The organism is Hoeflea sp. BAL378, assembly GCF_000759435.1.
Classification (GTDB): domain Bacteria; phylum Pseudomonadota; class Alphaproteobacteria; order Rhizobiales; family Rhizobiaceae; genus Hoeflea.
In genome coordinates this window covers 1-23,270 of the sequence record NZ_JRJG01000039.1, presented here as the reverse complement: position 1 = coordinate 23,270, position 23,270 = coordinate 1, and the positions used below count along the sequence as shown (strand labels likewise).

Genomic DNA, 23,270 nt, shown 5'->3' with positions numbered 1-23,270 from the left:
TCTCCGCCCTCAGGCATCGCCAAGATAGGTCTTGATGGTTTCGATGAAGCGGGGAACCGAGATGGGCTTGGAGATATAGGCCTCGCAGCCGCCCTGGCGGATGCGCTCCTCGTCGCCCTTCATGGCGAAGGCGGTGACCGCGATCACCGGTATCATGTGCAGGTCGTCGTCCTGCTTGAGCCATTTGGTGACTTCGAGACCGGAAACCTCGGGGAGCTGGATGTCCATCAGGATCAGATCCGGACGGTGCAGGCGGGCGAGATCCATCGCCTCCAGGCCGTTGCGCGTCTGGATCGTCTTGTAGCCGGACGCCTCGATCAGGTCCCGGAAGAGTTTCATGTTGAGTTCGTTGTCCTCAACAATCATCACCTGCTTTGTCATATCCGTTCCCATCCCCGATCCGGCCAGGCCATACGCCTTCCGGATCCCGTTGTTGCCGGCTGCCGGTGATGGTTTTCACCTGCGATGCGCCGTATTTGTGTGCGACAAATCCGATCCGCAATGCCCGTCAACGCCCACACCTTAGTTCCATTAGGTTGAAAAAGTGGTAATCGGTCGTTTCGAATGCGGCTCAAGTCAAAATGGAGGGGCGGAAAAGCCATGGCGGATGCGGAAGATACGGCGATCGGGGTGCTGGTCTGGCTGGCCGGCGAGCCCGAACTGATGGGCCGCTTCCTGGCGCTGACAGGCCTTGAAGCGGGCAATCTTCGCGAAGCCGCCAGGGAGCCCGGATTTCTGGCGGGCGTGCTGGAGTTCCTGATGAACCACGAGCCGACGCTGATGGAGTTCTGCGCCGCCACCGGCACCCGGCCCGAAGACGTTACGCGCGCCTTCCATGCGCTTGGCGGGAGCAGCCAGGCGTGACCATGCTCATCCCCGACGCCGAACATGACAACATCGTCCTGGGCGAGCGGCCGCTGATCGTCTGCGACATTGACGAGGTGGTGCTGGAGTTCGTCACGCCCTTCCAGGCCTTCCTCACCGCCAACGGCCATGAGCTCAGGCCGACGTCGTTTCGCCTCAACGGCAATGTGTTCAGCCTCGACGATGGCGGAGAGACCCCGGCGGATGAGGTGGCGCGGCTGCTGGAGGCGTTCTTCACCGGACAGGACGCCTGGCAGACGCCCGTGCTCGCCGCCGCCGACAGCCTCGCGCGGCTGTCCGGGGAAGCCGACATCGTCTTCCTGACGGCGATGCCGCCGCGCCACCGCGCGGTCCGGCGGCGTCTCTTGACCCTGCACGGCTTCGATTACCCGATGATCGCCACCGAAGCCGCCAAGGGTCCCGCCGTGCTGGCTCTGCACGGATCGCGGACCCATCCGGTGGTGTTCATCGACGATATCTTCGTCAACCTGCAGTCGGTGCGCCAGCACGTTCCCGGCACACTGCTGCTCAACCTGATCGCCAACGACATCTTTCGCGGTCTGGCGCCGCATCCCGGCGAGGGCGTCGACATCGCCCTGGACTGGCCCCATGCCGAAGAGCTGATCAGGGCGCATTTCGCCGCGGCGCGCTGAGCGGCGCGGCCCGGCGGAGACGGCAGGCCTGGCCGTCATTCCAGCAGCCGGCGCATCAGCGGCCTGCCGGGCTTGCGCTCGATGACCGTCGTGAACCCGGCCTTCTCGAAGACCGACACGGACCCGACGAACAGCCCGACCGATTTCGACTGCTTGGCCTTGAGCATCGGGCAGGCCTCGACCACCCGGGCGCCGTTGTCGCGCGCATGGGCGACCGCCGCATCGAGCAGAACGTGGCTGATGCCCTGCCCGCGTCGCTTGGCCTGGATGAAGAAGCAGGAGATCGCCCAGAGCCCCGGATCCGCCGGGTCATCGCCGTCGAGCGGCCGCGAGACCGTGCGGTCGGTGTTCCAGCGCGGCACATCGGCGCGCGGCGTCACCTGCACCCATCCCACCGGCTCGCCGTCGTCGAGCGCGATCAGGCCCGGCGGCAGCGGCGCCTGCGTCGCCTGCCGCAGGATCTGCTTCTTGTCGTCGTGGCTCAGGGTCTCGCGCTGCTTCGGCGCCAGCCGGAAGTAGGTGCACCAGCAGCCGTAGCAGGCCCCCTGCGGGCCGAACAGCGCCTCCAGCTTCGGCCAGAGCTCCGGTGTGACGGGGTGGATGGTCAGGGTCATGCGCGCTGGCTTTCGCTGGATCGGCAGGCTTGTGAGTCGCAAGATTATTGCGTAATCTGCCAATGTTCAACCTTTGTTCTCTCGCGACGAGTCGATGACCCAAGCGCCTCCGCCCCTACGTCCGGTGCCCGGCTTTTGCCGCGACTGCCTGACGCCCGCGCGCCACGGCGTCAGGCGCTGCCATGCCTGCGGCAGCCCGCGGCTTATCCGCCATCCCGAGATCGATGCGCTTACGCTCGCGCATGTGGACTGCGACGCGTTCTACGCCACCGTCGAGAAACGCGACAATCCCGAGCTCGCCGACAAGCCGTTGATCATCGGCGGCGGCAAGCGCGGCGTGGTCTCCACCTGCTGCTACATCGCCCGCATCCACGGCGTGCGCTCGGCGATGCCGATGTTCAAGGCCCTCGAGGCCTGCCCCGAAGCGATCGTGCTCAAGCCGGACATGGAGAAATACGCCCGCGTCGGGCGCGAGGTGCGCAGGCTGATGGAGGAGCTGACGCCGCTGGTGCAGCCGATCTCCATCGACGAGGCGTTTCTCGACCTCGCCGGGACCGAGCGGCTGCACAAGGACACCCCTGCCCGGACGCTGGCGCGCTTCGCCGCCCGCGTCGAGGCCGAGGTCGGCATCACCCTGTCGGTCGGCCTCAGCTACTGCAAGTTCCTGGCCAAGGTCGCTTCCGATCTCGACAAGCCGCGCGGGTTCTCGGTGATCGGCAAGCAGGAGGCGCTGACATTCCTGGCGCCCAGACCGGTGAGCCTGATCTGGGGCGTGGGCAAGGCTTTCGCCGCCACGCTCGAACGCGACGGCATCCGCACCATCGGGCAATTGCAGACCATGGAGCTGACCGCGCTGATGCGCAGCTACGGGGTGATGGGCAAGCGGCTCTATCATCTCTCGCGCGGCGAGGACGAGCGCACGGTCCAGCCCAACGAGGGCGCCAAGAGCGTGTCGGCCGAGACCACCTTCAACACCGACCTGTCGCAGGCCAGCGACCTGGTGCCGGTGCTGCGGCGGCTGTCGGAGAAGGTCTCGGCCCGGCTCAAGGCGTCGGGCATCGCCGGGCAGACAGTGGTGCTCAAGCTCAAGACCCCGGACTTCAAGAACCGCACGCGCAATTTCAAGCTCGAGGACCCGACGGTGCTCGCCGACCGGATCTTCCGCACCGGGCTACACCTGCTCGAGCGCGAGCTCGGCCAGGACCGGTTTCGGCTGATCGGCATCGGCGTCACCGACCTCACCGACGCCGCCCGCGCCGACCCGCCCGACCTCGTGGATCCGGCGGCGGCGCGCCGGGCGGTGGCTGAAAGCGCCATCGACAAGGTGCGGCAGAAGTTCGGCCGCGACATCGTCGAGACCGGCTACACCTTCGGCAGGGGCCGCGAAGCCGCGCCCCAGCGCGATCGCGACAAGTAGCGGAGGTTTGGAGAAGCTGAGTCCGGAAACGCCTGTAAGGGCATGGTCCGGAATCGAAATCGGGCTCTACTTGACGATGTGGACGAGGCCGCCGGTTTCGCCTTCGAGCACGCCGTGCTCGGCGCTGGTGGGCTTGAGCATCGCCTTCAGCAGCACGGATGTCGGGGTCCAGTAGGGAATGTACCATTCCTGGTCGACCTCGAGGATGAGCACCCTGTCGGCCTCGGCGTCATAGGCGCCGATCACCGAGACATGCGGCCCGTCCCAGTCGCCGGTCACCACGCCCTGGTTGAAATACAAGAGCAGCGCGTCGTCCGCGGAGGCTTCATTGGCCTTGAGAAGCGCGCGCACCGCGTCGAGCGTGGCGGCATCCTCGGCAGCGGGTTTGAGCGTCTCGGTGCGGTAGGCCTCCATGCCGGCGGCCTTGAGCGCCTTGCCGGTGAAGGCCACGAGCTGGTCGAACTTCACTCCGTCGCCGCCTTCCGCCGAGAGGGTCGCCCACTCGGGATCGGCCACGAGATCGAGCATCTGCGGCTGGGTCGTCACCGTGTCCTCGGCATGCGGCGGCAGGCCGCGCAGGCCGTTGAGCGCGCCGGTGACGGCGGCGATCGAGCAGGCCGAGGTGGTGAATTGCGGTTTGACGAAGGCGGAGAAGGCCCAGTAGTCGGCCGCTGCCGCCTTGGTCAGATAGGCATGGTCGGCCGTCAGCGGAACCGCGTTGGCCCCGAGTTTGGGTTGCGGCGCGTCACCGGCCGCAGCCCCTGCCACCGCTAGGAAGGACGCGAGCACGAGCCCCGGAATAAGCCGGGCGAAGCGGATGATTTTGAGCATGGGCGACGATCCTGAACGGGGAAGATCAGCGATAGTACCAACGCCCGGACCGCCGTCAATCGCCTCCGGTCAGACCAGCTCGACGTCGAGCACGCCCGGGGCCGCCTTCAGCGCCGAGGCGATCTGCGGCGAGATCTTGTAGCGGTCCGACAGCGTCACCTCGATCTCGCGGCGGCCGTCATCCTTGATCATGACGAAGGACACCTGCCCTTCGCCATGGGCCTTGAGATGGGTCGAGACGGAATTCAGCGGACGAGCGTCGCGCATGTAGACCCTGAGCGCCGACTGACCGCGGGCGGCGCGGTCCTCGAGCGAATCGGCGGTCTGGATCCTGAGCCCGATGCCTTCCGGCCGCTCCTCGGCATTGACCGTGATGACGATCGACTTGCCCGGTTCGAGCAGGTCGCGGTAGAGCGCCAGGCCTTCGGAGAACAGCACCGCCTCATACTGGCCGGAACTGTCGGAGAAGGCGACGATCCCCATCTTGTTGCCTGTGCGGGTCTTGCGCTCCTGCTTGCTGGTCACCGTGCCCGCGAGCCGTCCGGCGGTGGCGCCGGCCTTGACCGCGAGCGAGAAATCGGCCCAGGTCTGCACCCGCATCTTGGCCAGAAGTTCATTATAGGAATCAAGCGGATGCGCGGAGAGGTAAAAGCCCAGCGCCTGGTATTCGCGGTGCAGCTTTTCCGCCGGCAGCCAGGGCGGGGCCGCGGGCAGATGGATCGATTCGGAACTCTCCTGCGAGGCGCCGCCCATGCCGAACATGTCGCTCTGGCCGCTGATGCGGTTTTCCTGGGCGCGCTGGGCGAAACCGAGGATCCGGTCGAGGCCGGCGCTGAGCGCCGCGCGGTCGTGGCCGAAACAGTCGAGCGCGCCTGCGGCGATCAGGCTTTCGAGCACACGGCGGTTGACCTGGCGCGGGTCGATGCGCGTGCAGAAATCCTCGAGCGAGGCAAAGGGCGTGTCGCCGCGCGCCTCGACGATGTGCTCGACGGCCGCGTCGCCCACGCCCTTGATGGCGGCGAGCGCGTAGTAAATGCGGTTCTCGCCGGTCTCGAAGTGGCGGAAACTGGTCTGCACCGAGGGGGCGGCCACCTCGATCCCCAGCCGCTTGGCGTCCTGGCGGAAATCGTTGAGCTTGTCGGTGTTCGACATGTCGTAGGTCATCGACGCGGCCAGGAACTCGACCGGATAATGCGCCTTGAGATAGGCGGTCTGGTAGGAGACGATGCCGTAGGCCGCGGCGTGCGACTTGTTGAAGCCGTAATTGGCGAACTTGGCCAGCAGGTCGAAGATCATGTCGGCCTGCGGCTTGGAGACGTCGCGCTCGACCGCGCCCTCGACGAAGCGGGCGCGCTGCTTGTCCATCTCCTCCTTGATCTTCTTGCCCATGGCGCGGCGCAGCAGGTCGGCTTCGCCGAGCGAGTAGCCGGCCAGCACCTGGGCGATCTGCATCACCTGTTCCTGGTAGACGATCACGCCCTGGGTCTCGGCCAGCAGATCGTCGATCTTGGGATGGATGGAGGCCAGTTCCTCGTCGCCGTGCTTGCGCGCGTTGTAGACCGGGATGTTCTCCATCGGACCCGGGCGGTAGAGCGCCACCAGCGCGATGATGTCCTCGATGCGGTCGGGCCGCATGCCGATCAGCGCCTTGCGCATGCCCGCCGATTCCACCTGGAACACGCCGACGGTCTCGCCGCGCGAGAGCATCTCGTAGGTGGGACCGTCATCGAGCGGCAGGGCCTCGAGATCGACCGCGATGCCGCGTTTGGCGATGAAATCGACCGCGGTCTTGAGCACGGTGAGGGTCTTGAGGCCGAGAAAGTCGAACTTGACCAGGCCCGCCTGCTCCACCCATTTCATGTTGAACTGGGTGACCGGCATATCCGAGCGCGGATCGCGGTACATCGGCACAAGCTGCGACAGCGGCCGGTCGCCGATGACGATGCCCGCGGCATGGGTCGAGGCATGGCGGTAGAGGCCCTCGAGCTTCTGGGCGATGTCGAGCAGGCGCTCGACGGCGGGCTCCTTCTCCATCTCCTCGGCAAAGCGCGGCTCCTCCTCGATCGCCTTGTGCAGCGGCGTCGGATTGGCCGGGTTGTTGGGCACCAGCTTGCAGATCCGGTCGACCAGGCCGTAGGGCATTTCGAGCACCCGGCCGACGTCGCGCAGCGCCGCGCGCGCCTGCAGGCTTCCGAAGGTGATGATCTGGCCCACCTGCTCGCGGCCGTATTTCTTCTGCACGTAGCGGATCACCTCCTCGCGGCGGTCCTGGCAGAAGTCGATGTCGAAGTCGGGCATCGACACGCGGGCGGGGTTCAGGAAGCGCTCGAACAGCAGCGAGAAGCGAAGCGGATCGACATCGGTGATGGTGAGCGCGTAGGCCACCAGCGAGCCCGCGCCCGAACCGCGGCCGGGCCCGACCGGGATGCCCTGCCCCTTGGCCCATTTGATGAAGTCGGCGACGATCAGGAAGTAGCCGGGGAACTTCATCGATTCGATGATGTCGAGCTCGACCTTGAGCCGCTCGCGGTAATCGGCCTCGGTAAAGCCCTCGGCCATGCCGATCCGGGCCAGCCGGCGGTCGAGCCCCTCGATCGACTGGCGGCGCAACTCGTCGGCCTCGGCGGCAAGGGCCGCTTCCGGGTCGTCCTCGCCGCCGCCGGTGAACCGCGGCAGGATCGGCGCGCGGCTCTCGACGATGGCGCTGCAGCGGCGGGCGATCTCGACGCTGCTTGCCAAGGCCTCGGGAATGTCGGCGAACAGCTCCATCATCTCGGCGCGCGACTTGAGGCAGTTGTCGACGCTCAGCCGCGGACGACGGTCGTCCGACATCACGGCGTTGCAGGCCACCGCCATCAGCGCGTCATGGGCCTCGAAATCGTCGGGCGTGGGGAAGAAGGCGGAGTTGGCCGCCACCAGCGGCACCTCGCACTCGTAGGCGAGCGCGATCATCCGGGCCTCGTGGGTGCGATCATAGCCGCGCTGGCGCTGCAGCTCGACATAGAGCCGGTCGCCGAACACCGCCTGCAGCCGCGTGAGCCGGGCCTTGGCCAGGTCCGGATGGCCGTCGCGCATGGCCTGGTCGATCGGCCCGCCGCCCGCGCCGGTGAGCGCGATCAGGCCTTCGGCTCCCTCCTCGAGCCAGGACAGGGCGATGTGGGGACGGTCGGACCCCTCGCCGCCGAGATAGGCCTGGCTGACCAGGGCGACCAGCCGGTCGTAGCCGGCCGGGGTGGCGGCATAGAGCACGATATGCGGCGACTTCTGCAGGTGATCGCGGTGCGACGACCGCCGCTCGCCCGCCTCAGCGTCCTGCATGTCGATGTCGAGCTGGCAGCCGATCAGCGGCTGGATTCCGGCTTCCATGGCCTTGACCGAGAATTCGAGCGCGCCAAAGAGATTGTTGGTGTCGGTGATGGCCAGCGCCGGCTGCGCATCGGAGACCGCGCGCTTGATCAGGGTCTTGATCGGCAGCGCGCCCTCAAGCAGGGAATAGGCCGAATGCACCCGCAAATGCACGAATCCGGGCCAAGCGGCGACGCCACGGTCGTCGGCCACGCCGTCACGCCCGCGCGCCTGCGGCGTGCCGGCGGCCAGATTGGCCAGCAGCCTGGCCGATTTGTTGTCCCGCGCCATTGTGATCCCCTGCCGATTGATCCGCGGTCAGGCGCCGGACCGGCGCGACCAAAGACTCAAGCGTCAATTGTGAGGACCGGGACCGCAAAGTCCAGAGCCGGGATCAGAAAATGCGGGCGCTGCACAATCAAGTGCCGCGCTGGCCGGGCATCACCGCCGCGGCCGGAGCCGCGACGGGCGGAGAACCTGGCGACCAGAGCGCCAGATTCATATCAAAGTGACGGAAAGTCAGAACGCCATCGCCAGAACGGCGAAGCTCGCCACGAACAGCGACATGGAGACGAAAGCGGCAAGGTCACGGGCAAATGCAGTCATGATCAGCTCCTGTATTCATCTTGTGTATCTCTTATGTTCTATCTCTGTTCCGTTGTCAAGCGCATCCGTGCCAGGTTTCTGCCTCCCCCTGCTTCGCCCCTCGCGCCCGGTTCCGGGCACAAAAAAACCCGGACGCCAGCGCCCGGGTTCAATCGTCACATGCCTGCAGGACGCTGCTTAGTTGCAGGCGTCCTTGAGGCCCTTGCCGGCCGAGAACTTCGGCACGTTGCGGGCAGGAATATCAACTTCCTTGCCGGTCTGCGGATTGCGGCCCTTGGAGGCTTCGCGGCGCGACACGGTGAAGTTGCCGAAGCCGATCAGGCGGACATCGCCACCGTTCTTCAGTTCGCCTGTGATGGTTTCAAAAACCGCCTCGACAGCCGATGTAGCGTCCCCCTTGCTGATGCCCGATTTCTCGGCCACAGCGGCCACGAGTTCATTTTTGTTCATTTCCGTCCCTTTCCTGGCGTTATGTCGACTCAATCTGTTCGATGCGGTGATCCTACGCATCTCGCGGTTCGGTGCAACAAAACTCCCCCGACAAACCCACTTTTTACGCGGTTTTCACAGGTTCTGCGCCGAATCTGGCGGGGAATTTCTCCCCCGCGCCCGATCGACCAGTAATGACCGGTCAAAACTGAGAGCGCCGCGCATCCTGGAGGACGCGCGGCGCTCAGCATTTTTCGTCCGATGCCCGTCCCCGCCCGAACCCACAGGGTCGAGCGGCGGCAGACTCAGTGGGCGATGGCCACGCCGCCCTCGTCGGCGGCCTCGGCGGCGATCGGAGCTTCCGGCTTGGCGTCCGGATCCCAGGTGATCGCTTCGGGCATCCTGACGAGCGCATGGCGGAGCACGTCGCTCATCTTCGCCACCGGGATGATCTCGAGCCCGTTCTTGACGTTGTCCGGGATCTCGGGGAGATCCTTGGCATTGTCCTCGGGGATCATCACGGTCTTGATGCCGCCGCGGAGCGCGGCAAGCAGCTTCTCCTTGAGACCGCCGATCGGCAGCACCCGTCCGCGCAGCGTGATCTCGCCGGTCATGGCGACATCGCGGCGCACCGGGATGCCGGTCATGGTCGAGACGATCGCCGTCACCATGGCGACGCCGGCCGAGGGGCCATCCTTCGGGGTTGCCCCTTCAGGCACGTGGACGTGGATGTCGCGCTTGTCGAACAGCGGCGGCTCGATGCCGAAATCAACCGCGCGCGAGCGGACATAGGACGCCGCCGCCGAAATCGATTCCTTCATCACGTCACGCAGATTGCCGGTGACCGTCATCTTGCCCTTGCCGGGCATCATGACGCCTTCGATAGTCAGCAGTTCGCCGCCCACTTCCGTCCAGGCCAGACCCGTGACCACGCCCACCTGGTCGTGGAACTCGGCCTCGCCATAGCGGAACCTCGGCACGCCGAGGTAGTCGGCAAGGTTGTCAGCATCGACGCTGACCGACTTCACCCCGGACTTGAGGATCTCGGTCACCGCCTTGCGCGACAGCTTCATCAGCTCGCGCTCGAAGTTGCGCACGCCCGCTTCCCGCGTATAGGTGCGGATCACCTGAAGCAGCGCCTCGTCGGTGATCTCGAACTCCTCCGGACGCAGCGCATGGTCGCGCACGGCCTTGGGAAGCAGATGCCTGCGGGCGATCTGCAGCTTCTCGTCCTCGGTGTAGCCGGCGATGCGGATAATCTCCATCCGGTCCATCAGCGGCGCCGGGATGTTGAGCGTGTTGGCCGTGGTGATGAACATCACGTTGGACAGGTCGTACTCAACCTCGAGATAGTGGTCCATGAAGGTCGAGTTCTGTTCCGGATCGAGCACCTCGAGCAGCGCCGAAGACGGATCGCCGCGGAAGTCCTGGCCCATCTTGTCGATTTCGTCGAGCAGGAACAGCGGGTTGGTCTTCTTGGCCTTCTTCATCGACTGGACGACCTTGCCGGGCATCGAGCCGATATAGGTGCGGCGGTGACCGCGGATCTCGGCCTCGTCGCGCACGCCGCCCAGCGCCATGCGGACATATTCGCGTCCCGTGGCCTTGGCGATCGACTTGGCGAGCGAGGTCTTGCCCACGCCGGGAGGTCCGACGAGGCAGAGGATCGGTCCCTTGATCTTGGACGACCGGGCCTGGACGGCCAGATACTCGATGATCCGCTCCTTGACCTTCTCCAGGCCGAAGTGATCGGTCTCGAGCACCTGTTCGGCGGCGTTGAGGTCGATCTTGATGCGCGATTTCTTGCCCCAGGGCAGGCCCAGCAGCCAGTCGAGATAGTTGCGCACGACGGTGGCCTCGGCCGACATCGGGCTCATCTGCTTGAGCTTCTTGAACTCGCCGTCGGCCTTTTCACGGGCTTCCTTGGACAGCTTGGTCTTGGCGATGCGGCTTTCGATCTCGGCCATCTCGTCGCGGCCGTCCTCGCCGTCGCCGAGCTCCTTCTGGATCGCCTTCATCTGCTCGTTGAGATAATACTCGCGCTGGGTCTTCTCCATCTGCCGCTTCACGCGGGAGCGGATGCGCTTTTCGACCTGCAGCACGGAAATCTCGCCTTCCATGAAGCCGAGCGCCTTCTCGAGCCGGCCCTTGACCGAGATCGTCGAGAGCATGTCCTGCTTCTCGGGGATCTTGATCGACAGGTGCGAGGCGACCGTGTCGGCGAGCTTGGAATAGTCGTCGATCTGGCTGGCCGCGCCGACCACTTCGGGCGAGATCTTCTTGTTGAGCTTGACGTAGTTTTCGAACTCGGAAACCACCGAGCGCGACAGCGCCTCGATTTCGACCGGGTCCTCGGCGGGCTCGGCCAGTTCGATGGCGCGGGCCTCGTAATAGTCCTCGCGGTCGGTGTAGCCGATCACTTCGGCGCGTGCACGGCCTTCGACCAGCACCTTGACGGTGCCGTCGGGCAGCTTCAGGAGCTGCAGCACGTTGGCGATGGTGCCGATGTCGTAGATGCCCGAGGGCTCGGGATCGTCATCGCTGGCGTTGATCTGGGTGGCGAGCATGATCTGCTTGTCCGAACCCATGACTTCCTCGAGCGCATGGATCGACTTTTCGCGGCCGACGAACAGCGGCACGATCATGTGCGGGAAGACGACGATGTCGCGCAGCGGGAGGACGGGGTAGATACCTGCTTCTTCGGGCGAGCGTGATGAACTCACTTTTTTATCCGGCATATGATTTCCTTTCCTGGCCCCAGCGGGCCGATTGGCAACGCGGGTCGCGGCCCCGGCTCATCCAGCAACCGCCATTCGCGTCCTTTTCAGGCGTAAAGCCCGTTGCACTCTAATTGGAGAACCGCCGCCCCGGTTTCAAGTCGGGCAAACGCCGGTAATTGCTCCATGTCCGATTCGACACGATATTAGAGAATGAAAGTGGCGGGAAGCTGGAGGGACGCGAAAAACGCGGGCGCCCGCCGGCACGGTGCAGACCCCCCCGAAGGGCGCCTGCCCTCAGGCGGGCGGTCGCCGCAGTTCCGCGACCGTGTCTCCTGCCGCGCGCTAACAAATGCGAACGGGCCCCGAAGGGCCCGCTCTCAAACTCGTTCCGGTCCGGATGCGGCGCGCCGTCAGGCGCTGGCCGATCCCTTGGTCTCGCCGTCGCGCTCCGCGTAGATGTAGAGCGGGCGGGCGTTGCCGATGACCACGTCGTCGGAAATCACCACCTCGCGCACGCCTTCGAGCTCGGGCAGTTCGAACATGGTGTCGAGCAGGATCTTCTCCATGATCGACCGCAGGCCGCGGGCGCCGGTCTTGCGGATGATGCCGCGCTTGGCGATCTCGATGAGCGCGCTCTCGTGGAAGGTGAGTTCCACATCCTCCATCTCGAACAGGCGCTGGTACTGCTTGACCAGCGCATTCTTGGGCTCGGTCAGGATCTGGATCAGCGCTGCCTCGTCGAGGTCCTCGAGCGTGGCCAGCACCGGCAGACGGCCGATGAATTCCGGGATCAGGCCGAACTTGACCAGATCCTCGGGCTCGAGTTCGCGCAGCACTTCGCCGACGCGGCGTTCGTCCTGGGCGCGGACATTGGCGCCGAAGCCGATCGAGGTCTTTTCGCCGCGCGCGGAGATGATCTTGTCGAGGCCGGCGAAGGCGCCGCCGCAGACGAACAGGATGTTGGTGGTGTCGACCTGCAGGAATTCCTGCTGCGGATGCTTGCGGCCGCCCTGCGGCGGAACAGAGGCCACCGTGCCTTCCATGATCTTCAGCAGCGCCTGCTGCACGCCCTCGCCCGAGACGTCACGGGTGATGGACGGGTTGTCGGACTTGCGGCTGATCTTGTCGACCTCGTCGATGTAGACGATGCCGCGCTGGGCGCGCTCGACATTGTAGTCGGCCGACTGCAGGAGCTTGAGGATGATGTTCTCCACGTCCTCGCCCACGTAACCGGCCTCGGTCAGCGTGGTGGCGTCGGCCATGGTGAAGGGCACGTCGATGATGCGCGCCAGCGTCTGGGCCAGATAGGTCTTGCCGCAGCCGGTGGGGCCGACGAGCAGGATGTTGGACTTCGCCAGTTCCACTTCGCCCGACTTCGACGAATGGTTGAGGCGCTTGTAGTGGTTGTGGACCGCCACCGAGAGGATCTTCTTGGCCTGCCGCTGGCCGATCACATACTCGTCCAGCGTGGCGATGATTTCCTGCGGGGTGGGGACGCCGTCGCGCGACTTCACCATCGAGGATTTGTTTTCCTCGCGGATGATGTCCATGCACAGTTCCACGCATTCATCGCAGATGAACACGGTGGGACCGGCGATGAGTTTGCGCACTTCATGCTGGCTCTTGCCGCAGAAAGAGCAATAAAGTGTATTCTTGGAATCGCCGCCGTTGCTGCCGCTGACCTTGCTCATTTCACTTTCCTTCCCGCAATCCCGGCCTTCAAGCCCGGATGTCTGGCGCCTGGCACCTTACAACGCCGGGGCGTCAAGGCATACAGGCAATCTCGGGGTACATACCGAACCTCAGGTAACCATTCCCGACGCCGGTGGCAACGAATCCCCGTCAATCTGACGATGCTACGCCAGAGAAATTGAACATAGACTTAACACTCATATTAGCGCTCGCAAGCGCCCGCGCCACCCCACCCACACGAAAACGTGTTGCAGGAGAAGCGCAGTGGCCGTGAAAAGCCCGACCCGTTCGACCCGAAAGCGCCAAACGCCTGTCTAGACCGGCGCTTCGATGTATTCCCGCTTGTCGATTACGCGGTCAATAAGGCCAAATTCGAGCGCTTCGTCGGCGGTGAGGAAATGATCGCGGTCGAGCGTCTTTTCCACCGTCTCGTAATCCTGGCCGGTGTGCTTGACATAGATGTCGTTGAGCCGGCGCTTCATCTTGATGATGTCCTGGGCATGGCGCTCGATGTCGGAGGCCTGGCCCTGGAAGCCGCCCGAAGGCTGGTGCACCATCACGCGGGCGTTGGGCGTGGCAAAGCGCATGCCCTTCTCGCCGGCGCACAGCAGCAGCGAGCCCATCGAGGCTGCCTGGCCGACGCAGAGCGTCGACACCGCGGGCCGGATGAACTGCATGGTGTCGTAGATCGCCATGCCGGCGGTGACCACGCCGCCCGGCGAATTGATGTAGAGCGCGATTTCCTTCTTCGGGTTCTCGGCTTCGAGAAACAGAAGCTGGGCGCAGACCAGCGTCGCCATGTGATCTTCCACCGGGCCGGTGATGAAGATGATGCGCTCCTTGAGCAGCCGCGAGTAGATGTCGTAGGACCGTTCGCCTCGGTTCGTCTGTTCAACGACCATGGGCACCAGGGCCATGGCGGTATCGACTGTGTTTTTCATTGCGCTTCCCTTGTCAAACGGCCCGGCAGACGCACGGGCCCGCAGGGAATCAGTCTTCTTGAACCCACTACATAGAGTGTGCCCCCCCGCCGCTTCAAGACGCAAGGCGGCGAAAGGGTTTGGAGGACTTGTTCACCACCGGCGTTAAATTGAGGTTACGGTTTCGGATTTGCCCGCGCCTCCCCTGCATTTTCCGCTGACGACCGGCTGCGCCTGCGCCATTCGCCCGGGCCGATGCCGAATGTCGCGGCAAACCTGCGGCCGAAGGCGGGGACGGACAGGTATCCGCAACGGGCGGCGATGTCGGCCATGCCGGGTCCGGGCGCGGCCAGCAGTTCCCGGGCCCGGATCATCCGCCAGTGGGTGAGATAGCCGACCGGGGTCATGCCGACGGCCCTTGTGAAGATCTGGGCGAAGCGCGAGCGTGACATGCCCGCGACAGCGGCCAGGCTGTCCACGGTCCAAGCCGCCTCGGGACGGGAGTGGATCGCCGAAAGGGCCCTGAACAGCCGGGGGTGGGCCAGGGCGGCGGAGTAGAGCGCTGCCGGCGCCGCCTGCCCGGCCAGGCCCGAGCGGACCGTCTGCATTAGCAGGATTTCCACGACCCGGTGGATGATCGAGGCCTGCATCGCGCCCGGACCGTCCGCCTCGGCGCGCAGCAGCGCCAGCGCGGCCGTGATCCCGGCCGCCGCCGGATCGTCCGATCGCTGGAGCACGATCAGCGGCGGCAGGCCCTTGAGGAGCGGATGGTCCAGCGCCTCGTCAAACCGCAGGAAACCGCAGAGAAGCCGGCACAGGGGATCCCCCGCGCCGTACCGGAACTCGCCGTCCACAGGCTGCGCGCGGGACAGGGCGTCCGACAGGGCGACCGCCGCGCTGACGTCGCGGCCCGAGGAGAGCGTCTGCGCGGCTCCATCCGGGATCAGCACGAAATCGCCCCGGGCGAGACGGACCTGGTCCTGGCCCGGCACCGTCACGAAACACGCGCCGTCGAGCACAAGGTGAAAGCGGATGCGCCGCTGTTCCTCAGCCAGGCGGAGCGCGAAATCTCCCCGGAGGCAGGCCCTGAAATAGAGCCCGGCCTCCAGACGCAACGCCGAAAAGACCTCCGAATAAATGTCCATCGGCCCATGCAAGCAGAATTCGGACGATCTGCAAAGTAATTGCTTGGATCAGGCAGTGAACCACCGATGTGCGCCTGCTAGAAGCGCCGAGGCCACCACAATCCGGGAGTTCGCGACCGTGCCGCTCGATACCGCCCTCGCCCTGATGGGCTTCGCCTTCGTCATGTCCGTGTCTCCGGGCCCGGCCAATTTCCTTTTGCTCGCCTCGGGGGCGAATTTCGGCTTCGCCCGCACCCTGCCCCTCGTTTTCGGCGTCAGTCTCGGCTTCCTGAGCATGGTCGCCCTGGTGGGTCTGGGACTTGGGCAGATCCTCAAGTCCCATCCGTTGATCGGCATCGCCGTCAAGACGGCGTGCGGCCTCTATGTCCTGTGGCTCGCCGCCAAGATCGCCCGCAGCCGGTCCCTGGGCTCGGGAGAGTCGACCGAGATCGGGCGGCCGTTCAGCTTCGCGCAGGCGGCGATGCTGCAACTGTTCAACCCGAAGGCCTGGACCGTGGCGATCATCGTGACGGCGACCTATGTCGAGCCGGGCGCGCCGGTCAAAAGCCTGATCGCGCTGGTGCTGGTGTTTGCCGCGGTCAATCTTCCCTCGATCAGCCTGTGGGCCGCCTCCGGGACGGCGCTGCGCAGCTTCCTCGCGCATGGCAACCGCATCGCGGTGTTCAACATCGCCATGGCGATCCTGCTGGTGGCGTCGATGGCGCCGGTGCTCCTGGCCGCGGCGGACTAACCGGCCTGCGTCCGCCCCCGGCCGGGCCCCGAGGCAGGCCTGAACAAGCAAACAGGAGGCATGTTCTGCCGTGAGACCTTGGCGCGACGCCCAACGGCGCCCACGTCTGCTTGTTGCATTGGCAACGGATACAGGCTTTACTTCAATCTTGAAATCCGGTGCGGCACACTTGTTTCAACAGGACGCGAAGACGGTGGTTCAGAAACACCGCGCGCGTCGCCAGGGAGCGTATCATGATCGCGTGTTTGCCCATTCGCCGCAGCCTGTTTTCAGCCCTCCTCGCCCTGTCCGTCGCCTCGCCGGCGCTTGCGGGCGGCACCACGCTCGCCTGCTACCAGCAGGTGCACCAGCCCGCGGTCTACAGGACCGTGCACGAGCAGGTGGTGGTCCGCCCCGGCGGGGTGGTGCACGAGACCATCCCGGCGCGCTATGGCGAGGTCGTCGAGCGCGTCCTGATCGAGCCCGAACGGCTGGTCGCCCGGCACATCCCGGCCGTGGTCAGGACCGTGCACCAGACGGTGATGGTGCGGCCGGAATCGATCGGCTGGGAATGGCGCCATGTCCATGGCGTCAGGACGCTGTGCAAGGTGGTGCATCCGGCGCAATACGCGACGCAGGCCCATACGGTCGTCGTCCAGCCGGCCCGCACCGTGCACGAGCGGATCCCCGCGCGCTACGCGCACCGCGCCCGGACGGTGGTGGTCGAGCCCGCCCGGACGGTCGCGCGTCACGTGCCGCCGGTGATCAGGACGGTGGCGCGCACCGTCGAGATCAGCCCCGCCTCGTCAGGCTGGGTGCAGGTGTCGGGCCAGCGCCGCTGCCATTGAGGCGGTGAGCGATCATCTCGATCAGAATTCCGCGTAGATCTCGATGATGTTGCCCTCGGGATCGCGGAAGAACACCGTGCGGTGACGCCAGTCGGGCAGATCGGTTGGCGCACGCAGGATCTCGACACCCGCCGCGACAAGCTCGGAATGGCAGGAGTCGACCGCGGGTGGCGGAACCCTGAAGGCCAGTTGGACGCAGGCCGAGCCCGGCGCCACATCGCCATCGTCGCAAACCGACCATCTGCCTCGCGGCCGGAGCGTGAGCAGCGTGGCGCCGATCCGGAAGCTGACCCAGGTCTCGCGGTCGACTTCGAGCGGGAACTTCATCACATCGCGATAGAAGGCCCGCGTCGCGCTGAGGTTTCGGCACAAGATGACCGTATGATCCAGATTGTGGATTTCACCAAGGGACATGCCGGCGGTCCGTCCTTCTCGCTTTCGGCGCATGACAGGGCGCCCATTCACAACTTTTCTCCGCCGCAGGCGGGGCCGGGCCGAATAACGGATTTTACAGGCTGCCGTTCCACGATACACGTCACCCATGACCACGCACCAGCTTTCCGTCTCGCAGGATCCCCGCGATCCCGGCTTTGTCCAGGACCCCTACCGGTTCTACGCCGAGATGCACCGCGCCTCGCCTGTCTTCTTCTGGCAGGACTATGGCCTGTGGTGCGTTGCGGGCTATGACCAGGTCAACGCGCTTCTGCGCGACCGCCGGCTCGGGCGCGAGAACCGCTGGGGCGCGCCGCTCAACCCGGTCGAGGGGCGCGGGCACCTCAGCGATTTCGACCGGATCGAGAGCGGCTCACTGCTCGAGCGCGAGCCGCCTGCGCACACGCGGCTGAGGACGCTCGTCAACCGCGCCTTCGTCTCGCGCTCGGTGGAGCGGCTCAGGCCGCGCATCGGCGCCCTCGCCCACGATCTCGTCGACGCCCTGCCCCTGGGCGGGAGCTTCGATCTGCTGCCGTCGTTCGCCACGCCGATCCCGCTCACGGTGATCTGCGAACTGCTCGGCGTGCCGGTCGGCCGCGCCGCCGACCTGCTCGCCTGGTCGCACGCCATGTGCGAGATGTATGTGCCGCACAGGTCGCGGGCGACCGAGGAGCGCGCCAACCGCGCCTCGGCCGAATTCGGCGCGTTTCTCACCGCCCATATCGAGGAGCACCGCCACACCGGCGCCGACGATCTGCTGTCTGCGCTGATCGCGGTGCGCGACGCCGGCGAGAAACTCTCGGACGCCGAGCTGATCTCGACCTGCGTGCTGCTGCTCAACGCCGGCCACGAGGCCACCGTGCACCAGACCGGCAATGCGGTGAAGACCATCCTCGACCAGGGTGGCGACCCGCGCCGCTTCTTTGCGACCCCGGAGCTTGCGGCCGCGAGCATCGAAGAGGCGCTCAGGTTCGACGCGCCGCTGCACATGTTCACCCGCTATGCCTATGAGGCGGTCGATCTGGGGCCGGTGACGCTCAAGCCCGGCGAACAGGTGGCGCTGCTGCTGGGCGCCGCCAACCGCGATCCGTCCGCCTTCGAGGCCGCCGACGAATTCCGCCCGGGCCGCGCCGACCAGAAGAATGTGAGCTTCGGCGCGGGCCTGCATTTCTGCATCGGCGCCCCCCTGGCGCGGCTCGAGATGCAGCAGTCGCTGTCGGTTCTGTTTGACCGCCGGCCGGATCTCGCGCTTGCGACGGCTCCGCGCTACCGCGACAGCTACCATTTCCACGGGCTCGACAGCCTGATGGTCCGCTAGGCCGCCTTATCAGAACACCGCGTGGTCGCCGCGCTCGGCCCTGGCCGTGCCGCGGATCAGTTGCCGGTAATAGTCAAACAGCGTGTCCGAACCGAAGGACGGCGTGGCGGCAGCGTCGTAGCGGCCGGTTCCTGGATCGAGCACCAGCATGGATTGGGTGGCGTAATAGCGGCCGATGCGGGCGAGCTCCGCCTTGTCCTTGAGGCGCTGCGAGACGATGCCAAGAGTGTCCAGCGCGAGGATGACGGCGTCGAGCAGCGCCACCGGCACGTGCCGGAACCTGGGTTCCCGGCCGAGAAGCCGGAACAGCTCCTCCCCCTGCTGGCGCGGCGTGATCGCCTCTCCGGGTCCGCCGATCGGCAGGATCCGGTTCCGGCAGGCCGGATCATCGAGGCACCGGGCAATGAATTCGCCCAGATCGCGATCGCTGATCGGCTTGCAGGCGGTCAGTTCGCCGTCGCCGAACACCAGGAACGGCTTGCCGCGTTTTACCCGCTCGACCTGGCCCGAGAGCGACTTGAAGAAGGCGGTCGGGCGGACGATGGAATAGGTCATCCCCGAGGCGATCAGCTCCGCCTCGAAGGCGAGCTTGGCCTTCTGGAACTCGAGCAGCGGCTTCTGCACGCAGATCGCCGAGAGCAGCACCATGTGCTCGACGCCGTCGGCCTTGGCCGCTTTCAGCGCATGGCAATGGGCCCGGTAATCGATGGCCCAGGCATCCTTGGGCGTCCCGGTGCGCGAGGCGAGGCACGACACCAGCACATCGAACTTCTCGCCGTGAAACCCGTCCGCATCGACGGACGCGGGATCGGTGACGTCGCCGAAGCGCAGCGCCGCGCCGTGCAGCAACCTCGAGGTCTCGTCCGGCGCGTGGTCGACACCGAAGCCGGCATTGGTGCGCAGGAAACACACCACCTCGTGGCCGCGGTCCACCAGCGCCTTGACGGTGGCGCGGCCGATTGTTCCGGTCGCGCCGAGCACCAGAACACGCCTGGGACGAGGGGATTTTTCGGATGGCGGAGTCAGGGACACGGGCAACACTCTACAGCTTGATCACATAGTCCTTGCGAGTCGTTTCAAGCACTTCCCAGCTTCCCTTGAAGCCGGGCCTCAGGATGAAACTGTCGCCGGCCCTGACCGTTACGGCGTCGCCGCCGTCCTCGGCGATCACCGACACGCCTTCCAGGATGCGGCAATACTCCCATTCGTCATAGGCGATCTTCCACTTGCCGGGCGTCGACTGCCAGATGCCGCAATAGAGCCCGTCGCGCTCTTCCAAGTTCCATGTCGTGTGGACCGGATCTCCGGAAAGAACTTTGCCGGCGTCGGGCCTGGAGACTTCAGGGTCAACCGACGGAGCGACGGGGATGAGATTTTCGTTGGCCATGATGCCTCGCCTGCGATGGGATTGATCTGTAGAATGAACCGATGCGCCTCGACAAAGCAATTGAAAGCTCGATGGGCATGACCGACGCCAGTTGGGCGCGTCATGCCAATCCATGGAGCTTCTGGACCCGGGTTCCGATCCTTGCCCTGCTGGCGCTCGCCGTCTGGAGCCGGGTGTGGATCGGCTGGTGGTGCCTCGTTCCGGTCGCGGTCCTGATCGCCTGGGCACTCATCAACCCGCGCGCCTTTCCGCCGCCCGCCTCGCTTGACAACTGGGCGTCCCGGGCGGTGCTCGGCGAACGCCTCTGGCTCGCCCGCAAGACCCGGCCGATCCCCGCCCATCATGCCCGCCGGGCCATGATCCTGTCGGCGCTCGCGGGCGTGTCGCTCATTCCGCTCGCCTATGGCCTGTGGGCGCTCGATCCCTGGGCGTCCTTCACCGGCGCGATGCTCGCCTCGGTGTTCAAGCTCTGGTTCTGCGACGGCATGGCCTGGCTCGCGGCGGACAGGGCGGCGGAACCCGGTGCCGCTTCCGGTCAACAGACCTGGACGCCGCATTCGGAGATCGTGAACTCTTCGGCGGGCTCGATCAGCGATCCGTCGAACTGACGGCCGTCGGCGCACTGGGCGCGGGCCTCGAAGGTCAGCCGCCCGGCCAACTGGCCCTCCTTGATGTTGACATAGTATTCCACCGCGCAATCCTCCTCGACGGCCAGTTGCTCCGACAGCCGGTCGAGCCAGGCCGGATCGGACGATTGCGCCTGAACGACCGGCGTCAGGCCGATGAACAGGGCCGCGGACAGGGCAATGGTTCTTGAAAGGGGTCGGGACATGGGGCCTCCAGCACGTGAACTTTGAGAAAGTCTAGCGCCGGGAGATCCGCCATGCGTTGCGGCAGATCAATTGAGGCCGAAGTCACTTGCCCAGTGCCGCCTGAAGCGCTGCGGGCGTCTCATAGGTGAGCGCCGTCTCGGAGAACGGGATCCGAACCGTTTCGGGCGAGCTTGCCGCGGTGCTTTCCAGCTTGCGGGCGATCAGGTCGGCAAAGCGGGAGTCTGAGCCGGATGGGTCGCTCAGGATTTCGTAGCTGTAGACATAGCACTCCCCCAGGCCCTCGCCGCAGGCGCCGCCATTGTCCGAATGGGTCGACACGAACCCCAGATCGAGGATCCTGTCACCGACGGCGCCGAAGATGCCGACGCCGCCTTCCGTGTAGCCCTGCCCGGTGTAGAAGAACTCCATGAGCCAGCCATGATTGCCCTTGCCGAACTCGACCACGCGGAACGCCTCCTCCGGCGGCACCGTGCCCCAGGAGCCGGCGTCGGTGGCAAGATCGTTGCGCGCCACCAGCGCCAGCCGCTCGCCTGCTTCCCTGAGGATGACCAGGCCGAGCTTGCCGGTACAGGCATGACAGTCGGCCCGCCCGCCGTCGGCCCCCGGCGCATAGCCGGCCATGGCGACGAAATGCGTCGGCGCTCCTTCGACGGAGACGGTCGAGACGAGGTGCGGCCGCATGCAGAGCGTCTCACCGCCCACGGCGCCGATCCAGCATTTCGCGCGCTTGTCGTAGCCGCCGTAGAACTCCTCCATGACCGCGCTCCAGAAGGCTTTCGGATCGTCCGCCGCAGCCGCGGGAATCGAGGTCAAAACCTGGGCGCGGGCCGGAGCTAGCTCAAGCGCGAGCAGCACCGCGACGAAGACGATGGATCGGATCATGGCCTGGGCCCCCTTTTGTCTTCATCAAAGCAGCAGCCCCGGCTTTTCGCAACCATTTCATGGTGTTGACCGCAACAAAAAGGGGCCCGGCAGTGCCTGCCGGGCCTCGCGCAGTCCAGTTGATGGGAGGGTCAGGCCTTCTCGAGCGCCTGCTCGAGATCGGCGATGATGTCCTTGACGTCCTCGATTCCGACCGACAGCCGCACCACGTCGGGGCCGGCGCCGGCGGCCACCTGCTGCTCGGGCGTCAACTGGCGGTGGGTGGTGGAGGCCGGGTGGATGACCAGCGAGCGTGTGTCGCCGATATTGGCGAGGTGCGAGAACATCTCCAGCCCCTCGACGAACTTGACGCCCGACTCGTAGCCACCCTTGAGGCCGAAGGTGAAGACCGCGCCGCCGCCCTTGGGCGCGTAGCGCTGCTGCAGCGCATGGTTCTCATGCTCGGGCCGGCCGGCATAGGACACCCAGGAGACCTTGTCGTGCTTGGCGAGCCAGTTGGCGACTTCGAGCGCGTTGTCGGAATGGCGCTGCATCCTGAGCGGCAGGGTCTCGACGCCGGTGAGGATCATGAAGGCGTTGAACGGCGAGATCGCCGGGCCAAAATCCCTGAGGCCCAGAACCCGGCAGGCGATGGCGAAGGCGAAATTGCCGAAGGTCTCGTGCAGCACCATGCCGCCATATTCCGGCCGCGGCTCGCTGAGCATCGGGTATTTGCCGGATTTCGACCAGTCGAACGAGCCGCCGTCGACGATGACGCCGCCCATCGAATTGCCGTGGCCGCCGATGAACTTGGTGAGCGAATGGACGACGATGTCGGCGCCGTGCTCGATCGGCTGGATCAGGTAGGGCGAGGCCATGGTGTTGTCGACGATCAAGGGCAGGCCGTGCTTGTGCGCCAGTTCGGCGATGGCGTTGATGTCGACGAAGGTGCCGCCGGGATTGGCGAGGCTTTCGATGAAGATCGCCTTGGTGCGATCGTCGATCTGGCTTTCGATACTGGCCATGTCGGCCGGATCGGCCCAGCGCACCTGCCAGTCGAACGACTTGAACGAGTGGCCAAACTGGTTGATCGAGCCGCCATAGAGCCGGTTGGCGGCGATGAAATTGTCGCCCGGGCTCATGATCGTGTGGAAGACGAGAAGCTGGGCCGCGTGGCCCGAGGCCACGGCCAGCGCCGCCGTGCCGCCCTCAAGCGCCGCCAGGCGCTCCTCGAGCACTGCCTGGGTCGGGTTCATGATGCGGGTGTAGATGTTGCCGAAGGCCTTCAGTCCGAACAGCGAGGCGGCGTGATCGGCGTCCTCGAAGACGAAGCTGGTGGTCTGGTAGATCGGCGTGGCGCGCGCGCCGGTGGCCGGATCCGGCTGCGCTCCCGCATGGATCGCTAGCGTGTCGAAACCTGGCTGTTTGTTCGGCATGGACGTCTCCCCTTCTGCCCGTGATGGATGTGGAAGCGGTTATCCCGCATGTCCGCGTCCCGGTCAAAGAAGAATTTTGCGCCGATCCCGAAGCGGCGCTGCCCACGATTACGCAATGTCCGGATCCAGGGGAACAATCGTTCGCCGCACCCTGCCCGGGCGACGCCAGCTGGCTCTGGCGGCGAAGAAGATGGCCGGGCCGCGCGCAGG

Annotated in this window: 22 protein-coding genes; 7 read left to right on the top strand and 15 right to left on the bottom strand. The window is 65.8% G+C overall.

Features of this window, described 5'->3' with window-relative positions; translation table 11 throughout:
- Positions 1–9: 9 nt before the first annotated feature.
- Entirely contained in the window at positions 10–381 is a 372-nt protein-coding gene (locus LL06_RS11135) for a response regulator (RefSeq protein ID WP_035526276.1), read from the bottom strand.
- A gap of 219 nt (positions 382–600) precedes the next feature.
- Between LL06_RS11135 and LL06_RS11130 the strand changes: the two genes are divergently transcribed.
- Together LL06_RS11130 and LL06_RS11125 are read left to right on the top strand one after the other, a co-directional pair.
- The gene (locus LL06_RS11130) at positions 601–864 is read left to right on the top strand and encodes a DUF3572 domain-containing protein (protein ID WP_035526274.1); all 264 of its coding nucleotides are present in this window, start codon (positions 601–603) and stop codon (positions 862–864) included.
- A gap of 2 nt (positions 865–866) precedes the next feature.
- Positions 867–1,517, top strand: a complete 651-nt coding sequence (locus LL06_RS11125; RefSeq protein WP_081963908.1) for a hypothetical protein — start codon at positions 867–869, stop codon at positions 1,515–1,517.
- A gap of 35 nt (positions 1,518–1,552) precedes the next feature.
- Here LL06_RS11125 and LL06_RS11120 read toward each other — a convergent pair whose 3' ends face one another.
- Entirely contained in the window at positions 1,553–2,131 is a 579-nt protein-coding gene (locus tag LL06_RS11120; protein WP_035526271.1) for a GNAT family N-acetyltransferase, read from the bottom strand.
- Between the two features lie 94 nt (positions 2,132–2,225).
- Here LL06_RS11120 and LL06_RS11115 point away from each other — a divergent pair, with 94 nt between their 5' ends.
- Positions 2,226–3,548 (top strand): DNA polymerase IV, encoded by a 1,323-nt coding sequence (locus LL06_RS11115; protein WP_035526268.1) that lies wholly within the window; start codon positions 2,226–2,228, stop codon positions 3,546–3,548.
- Positions 3,549–3,614: 66 nt separating this feature from the next.
- Here the strand turns inward: LL06_RS11115 and LL06_RS11110 are convergent, their stop codons facing one another.
- The 7 genes from LL06_RS11110 to LL06_RS11080 all read right to left on the bottom strand — a co-directional run bounded on the left by LL06_RS11110 (position 3,615) and on the right by LL06_RS11080 (position 15,236).
- The gene (locus LL06_RS11110) at positions 3,615–4,379 is read right to left on the bottom strand and encodes a phytochelatin synthase family protein (RefSeq protein ID WP_052161435.1); all 765 of its coding nucleotides are present in this window, start codon (positions 4,377–4,379) and stop codon (positions 3,615–3,617) included.
- A gap of 69 nt (positions 4,380–4,448) precedes the next feature.
- The gene (dnaE, locus tag LL06_RS11105; protein WP_081963906.1) at positions 4,449–8,015 is read right to left on the bottom strand and encodes a DNA polymerase III subunit alpha; all 3,567 of its coding nucleotides are present in this window, start codon (positions 8,013–8,015) and stop codon (positions 4,449–4,451) included.
- 492 nt (positions 8,016–8,507) lie between these two features.
- Positions 8,508–8,840 (bottom strand): DNA-binding protein HupB, encoded by a 333-nt coding sequence (gene hupB / locus LL06_RS11100; RefSeq protein ID WP_280114109.1) that lies wholly within the window; start codon positions 8,838–8,840, stop codon positions 8,508–8,510.
- Positions 8,841–9,064: 224 nt separating this feature from the next.
- Entirely contained in the window at positions 9,065–11,497 is a 2,433-nt protein-coding gene (lon, locus tag LL06_RS11095; protein WP_152599567.1) for an endopeptidase La, read from the bottom strand.
- Positions 11,498–11,889: 392 nt separating this feature from the next.
- Positions 11,890–13,170, bottom strand: coding sequence for an ATP-dependent Clp protease ATP-binding subunit ClpX (clpX, locus tag LL06_RS11090; RefSeq protein WP_035526262.1), 1,281 nt, complete (start codon positions 13,168–13,170; stop codon positions 11,890–11,892).
- A gap of 315 nt (positions 13,171–13,485) precedes the next feature.
- Positions 13,486–14,112 carry an ATP-dependent Clp endopeptidase proteolytic subunit ClpP gene (clpP, locus tag LL06_RS11085; RefSeq protein ID WP_035526258.1) on the bottom strand — a complete coding sequence of 209 codons (627 nt, stop codon included), beginning with the start codon at positions 14,110–14,112 and terminating at the stop codon, positions 13,486–13,488.
- A 155-nt stretch (positions 14,113–14,267) separates the two neighbouring features.
- Positions 14,268–15,236: an AraC family transcriptional regulator gene (locus LL06_RS11080; protein WP_052161434.1), complete on the bottom strand. Its 969-nt coding sequence runs from the start codon at positions 15,234–15,236 to the stop codon at positions 14,268–14,270.
- 118 nt (positions 15,237–15,354) lie between these two features.
- On the opposite strand from LL06_RS11080, the gene LL06_RS11075 reads away from it, so the two are divergent.
- Both LL06_RS11075 and LL06_RS11070 read left to right on the top strand, forming a co-directional pair.
- Entirely contained in the window at positions 15,355–15,966 is a 612-nt protein-coding gene (locus LL06_RS11075; protein WP_035526255.1) for a LysE family translocator, read from the top strand.
- Positions 15,967–16,199: 233 nt separating this feature from the next.
- Positions 16,200–16,793: a hypothetical protein gene (locus tag LL06_RS11070; RefSeq protein ID WP_244447102.1), complete on the top strand. Its 594-nt coding sequence runs from the start codon at positions 16,200–16,202 to the stop codon at positions 16,791–16,793.
- A 21-nt stretch (positions 16,794–16,814) separates the two neighbouring features.
- Here the strand turns inward: LL06_RS11070 and LL06_RS11065 are convergent, their stop codons facing one another.
- The gene (locus LL06_RS11065) at positions 16,815–17,207 is read right to left on the bottom strand and encodes a VOC family protein (protein ID WP_035526249.1); all 393 of its coding nucleotides are present in this window, start codon (positions 17,205–17,207) and stop codon (positions 16,815–16,817) included.
- A 127-nt stretch (positions 17,208–17,334) separates the two neighbouring features.
- On the opposite strand from LL06_RS11065, the gene LL06_RS11060 reads away from it, so the two are divergent.
- Positions 17,335–18,543 carry a cytochrome P450 gene (locus LL06_RS11060; protein ID WP_035526246.1) on the top strand — a complete coding sequence of 403 codons (1,209 nt, stop codon included), beginning with the start codon at positions 17,335–17,337 and terminating at the stop codon, positions 18,541–18,543.
- 9 nt (positions 18,544–18,552) lie between these two features.
- On the opposite strand, the gene LL06_RS11055 is transcribed toward LL06_RS11060, so the two are convergent.
- Positions 18,553–19,524: an NAD(P)H-binding protein gene (locus tag LL06_RS11055; protein WP_201772330.1), complete on the bottom strand. Its 972-nt coding sequence runs from the start codon at positions 19,522–19,524 to the stop codon at positions 18,553–18,555.
- 61 nt (positions 19,525–19,585) lie between these two features.
- On the bottom strand, positions 19,586–19,930 hold the full coding sequence (locus LL06_RS11050; RefSeq protein ID WP_035526243.1) for a cupin domain-containing protein: 345 nt from the start codon (positions 19,928–19,930) through the stop codon (positions 19,586–19,588).
- Between the two features lie 41 nt (positions 19,931–19,971).
- On the opposite strand from LL06_RS11050, the gene LL06_RS11045 reads away from it, so the two are divergent.
- Complete coding sequence (locus LL06_RS11045; protein WP_244447101.1) at positions 19,972–20,538, top strand: DUF6653 family protein; 567 nt, start codon at positions 19,972–19,974, stop codon at positions 20,536–20,538.
- On the opposite strand, the gene LL06_RS11040 is transcribed toward LL06_RS11045, so the two are convergent.
- From LL06_RS11040 to LL06_RS11030, 3 genes are all read right to left on the bottom strand, one after another.
- A complete protein-coding gene (locus tag LL06_RS11040; RefSeq protein WP_035526240.1) occupies positions 20,466–20,762 on the bottom strand; it encodes a hypothetical protein in 297 nt (98 codons plus the stop codon). The genes LL06_RS11045 and LL06_RS11040 overlap by 73 nt on opposite strands.
- 82 nt (positions 20,763–20,844) lie before the next feature.
- Positions 20,845–21,645: a hypothetical protein gene (locus tag LL06_RS11035; protein ID WP_035526237.1), complete on the bottom strand. Its 801-nt coding sequence runs from the start codon at positions 21,643–21,645 to the stop codon at positions 20,845–20,847.
- Positions 21,646–21,776: 131 nt separating this feature from the next.
- The gene (locus tag LL06_RS11030) at positions 21,777–23,060 is read right to left on the bottom strand and encodes an O-acetylhomoserine aminocarboxypropyltransferase (protein WP_035526233.1); all 1,284 of its coding nucleotides are present in this window, start codon (positions 23,058–23,060) and stop codon (positions 21,777–21,779) included.
- Positions 23,061–23,270 lie beyond the last annotated feature (210 nt).

Coding starts and splice junctions, on each gene's coding strand:
- LL06_RS11060 (WP_035526246.1), top strand. CDS start 17,335: ATGACCACGCACCAGCTTTCCGTCTCGCAGGATCCCCGCGATCCCGGC.
- lon (WP_152599567.1), bottom strand. CDS start 11,497: ATGCCGGATAAAAAAGTGAGTTCATCACGCTCGCCCGAAGAAGCAGGT.
- LL06_RS11110 (WP_052161435.1), bottom strand. CDS start 4,379: ATGCTCAAAATCATCCGCTTCGCCCGGCTTATTCCGGGGCTCGTGCTC.
- LL06_RS11070 (WP_244447102.1), top strand. CDS start 16,200: ATGATCGCGTGTTTGCCCATTCGCCGCAGCCTGTTTTCAGCCCTCCTC.
- LL06_RS11080 (WP_052161434.1), bottom strand. CDS start 15,236: ATGGACATTTATTCGGAGGTCTTTTCGGCGTTGCGTCTGGAGGCCGGG.
- LL06_RS11120 (WP_035526271.1), bottom strand. CDS start 2,131: ATGACCCTGACCATCCACCCCGTCACACCGGAGCTCTGGCCGAAGCTG.
- dnaE (WP_081963906.1), bottom strand. CDS start 8,015: ATGGCGCGGGACAACAAATCGGCCAGGCTGCTGGCCAATCTGGCCGCC.
- LL06_RS11130 (WP_035526274.1), top strand. CDS start 601: ATGGCGGATGCGGAAGATACGGCGATCGGGGTGCTGGTCTGGCTGGCC.
- clpP (WP_035526258.1), bottom strand. CDS start 14,112: ATGAAAAACACAGTCGATACCGCCATGGCCCTGGTGCCCATGGTCGTT.
- LL06_RS11035 (WP_035526237.1), bottom strand. CDS start 21,645: ATGATCCGATCCATCGTCTTCGTCGCGGTGCTGCTCGCGCTTGAGCTA.
- clpX (WP_035526262.1), bottom strand. CDS start 13,170: ATGAGCAAGGTCAGCGGCAGCAACGGCGGCGATTCCAAGAATACACTT.
- LL06_RS11045 (WP_244447101.1), top strand. CDS start 19,972: ATGCGCCTCGACAAAGCAATTGAAAGCTCGATGGGCATGACCGACGCC.
- LL06_RS11040 (WP_035526240.1), bottom strand. CDS start 20,762: ATGTCCCGACCCCTTTCAAGAACCATTGCCCTGTCCGCGGCCCTGTTC.
- LL06_RS11065 (WP_035526249.1), bottom strand. CDS start 17,207: ATGTCCCTTGGTGAAATCCACAATCTGGATCATACGGTCATCTTGTGC.
- LL06_RS11115 (WP_035526268.1), top strand. CDS start 2,226: ATGACCCAAGCGCCTCCGCCCCTACGTCCGGTGCCCGGCTTTTGCCGC.
- LL06_RS11135 (WP_035526276.1), bottom strand. CDS start 381: ATGACAAAGCAGGTGATGATTGTTGAGGACAACGAACTCAACATGAAA.
- LL06_RS11030 (WP_035526233.1), bottom strand. CDS start 23,060: ATGCCGAACAAACAGCCAGGTTTCGACACGCTAGCGATCCATGCGGGA.
- LL06_RS11050 (WP_035526243.1), bottom strand. CDS start 19,930: ATGGCCAACGAAAATCTCATCCCCGTCGCTCCGTCGGTTGACCCTGAA.
- LL06_RS11125 (WP_081963908.1), top strand. CDS start 867: ATGCTCATCCCCGACGCCGAACATGACAACATCGTCCTGGGCGAGCGG.
- hupB (WP_280114109.1), bottom strand. CDS start 8,840: ATGCGTAGGATCACCGCATCGAACAGATTGAGTCGACATAACGCCAGG.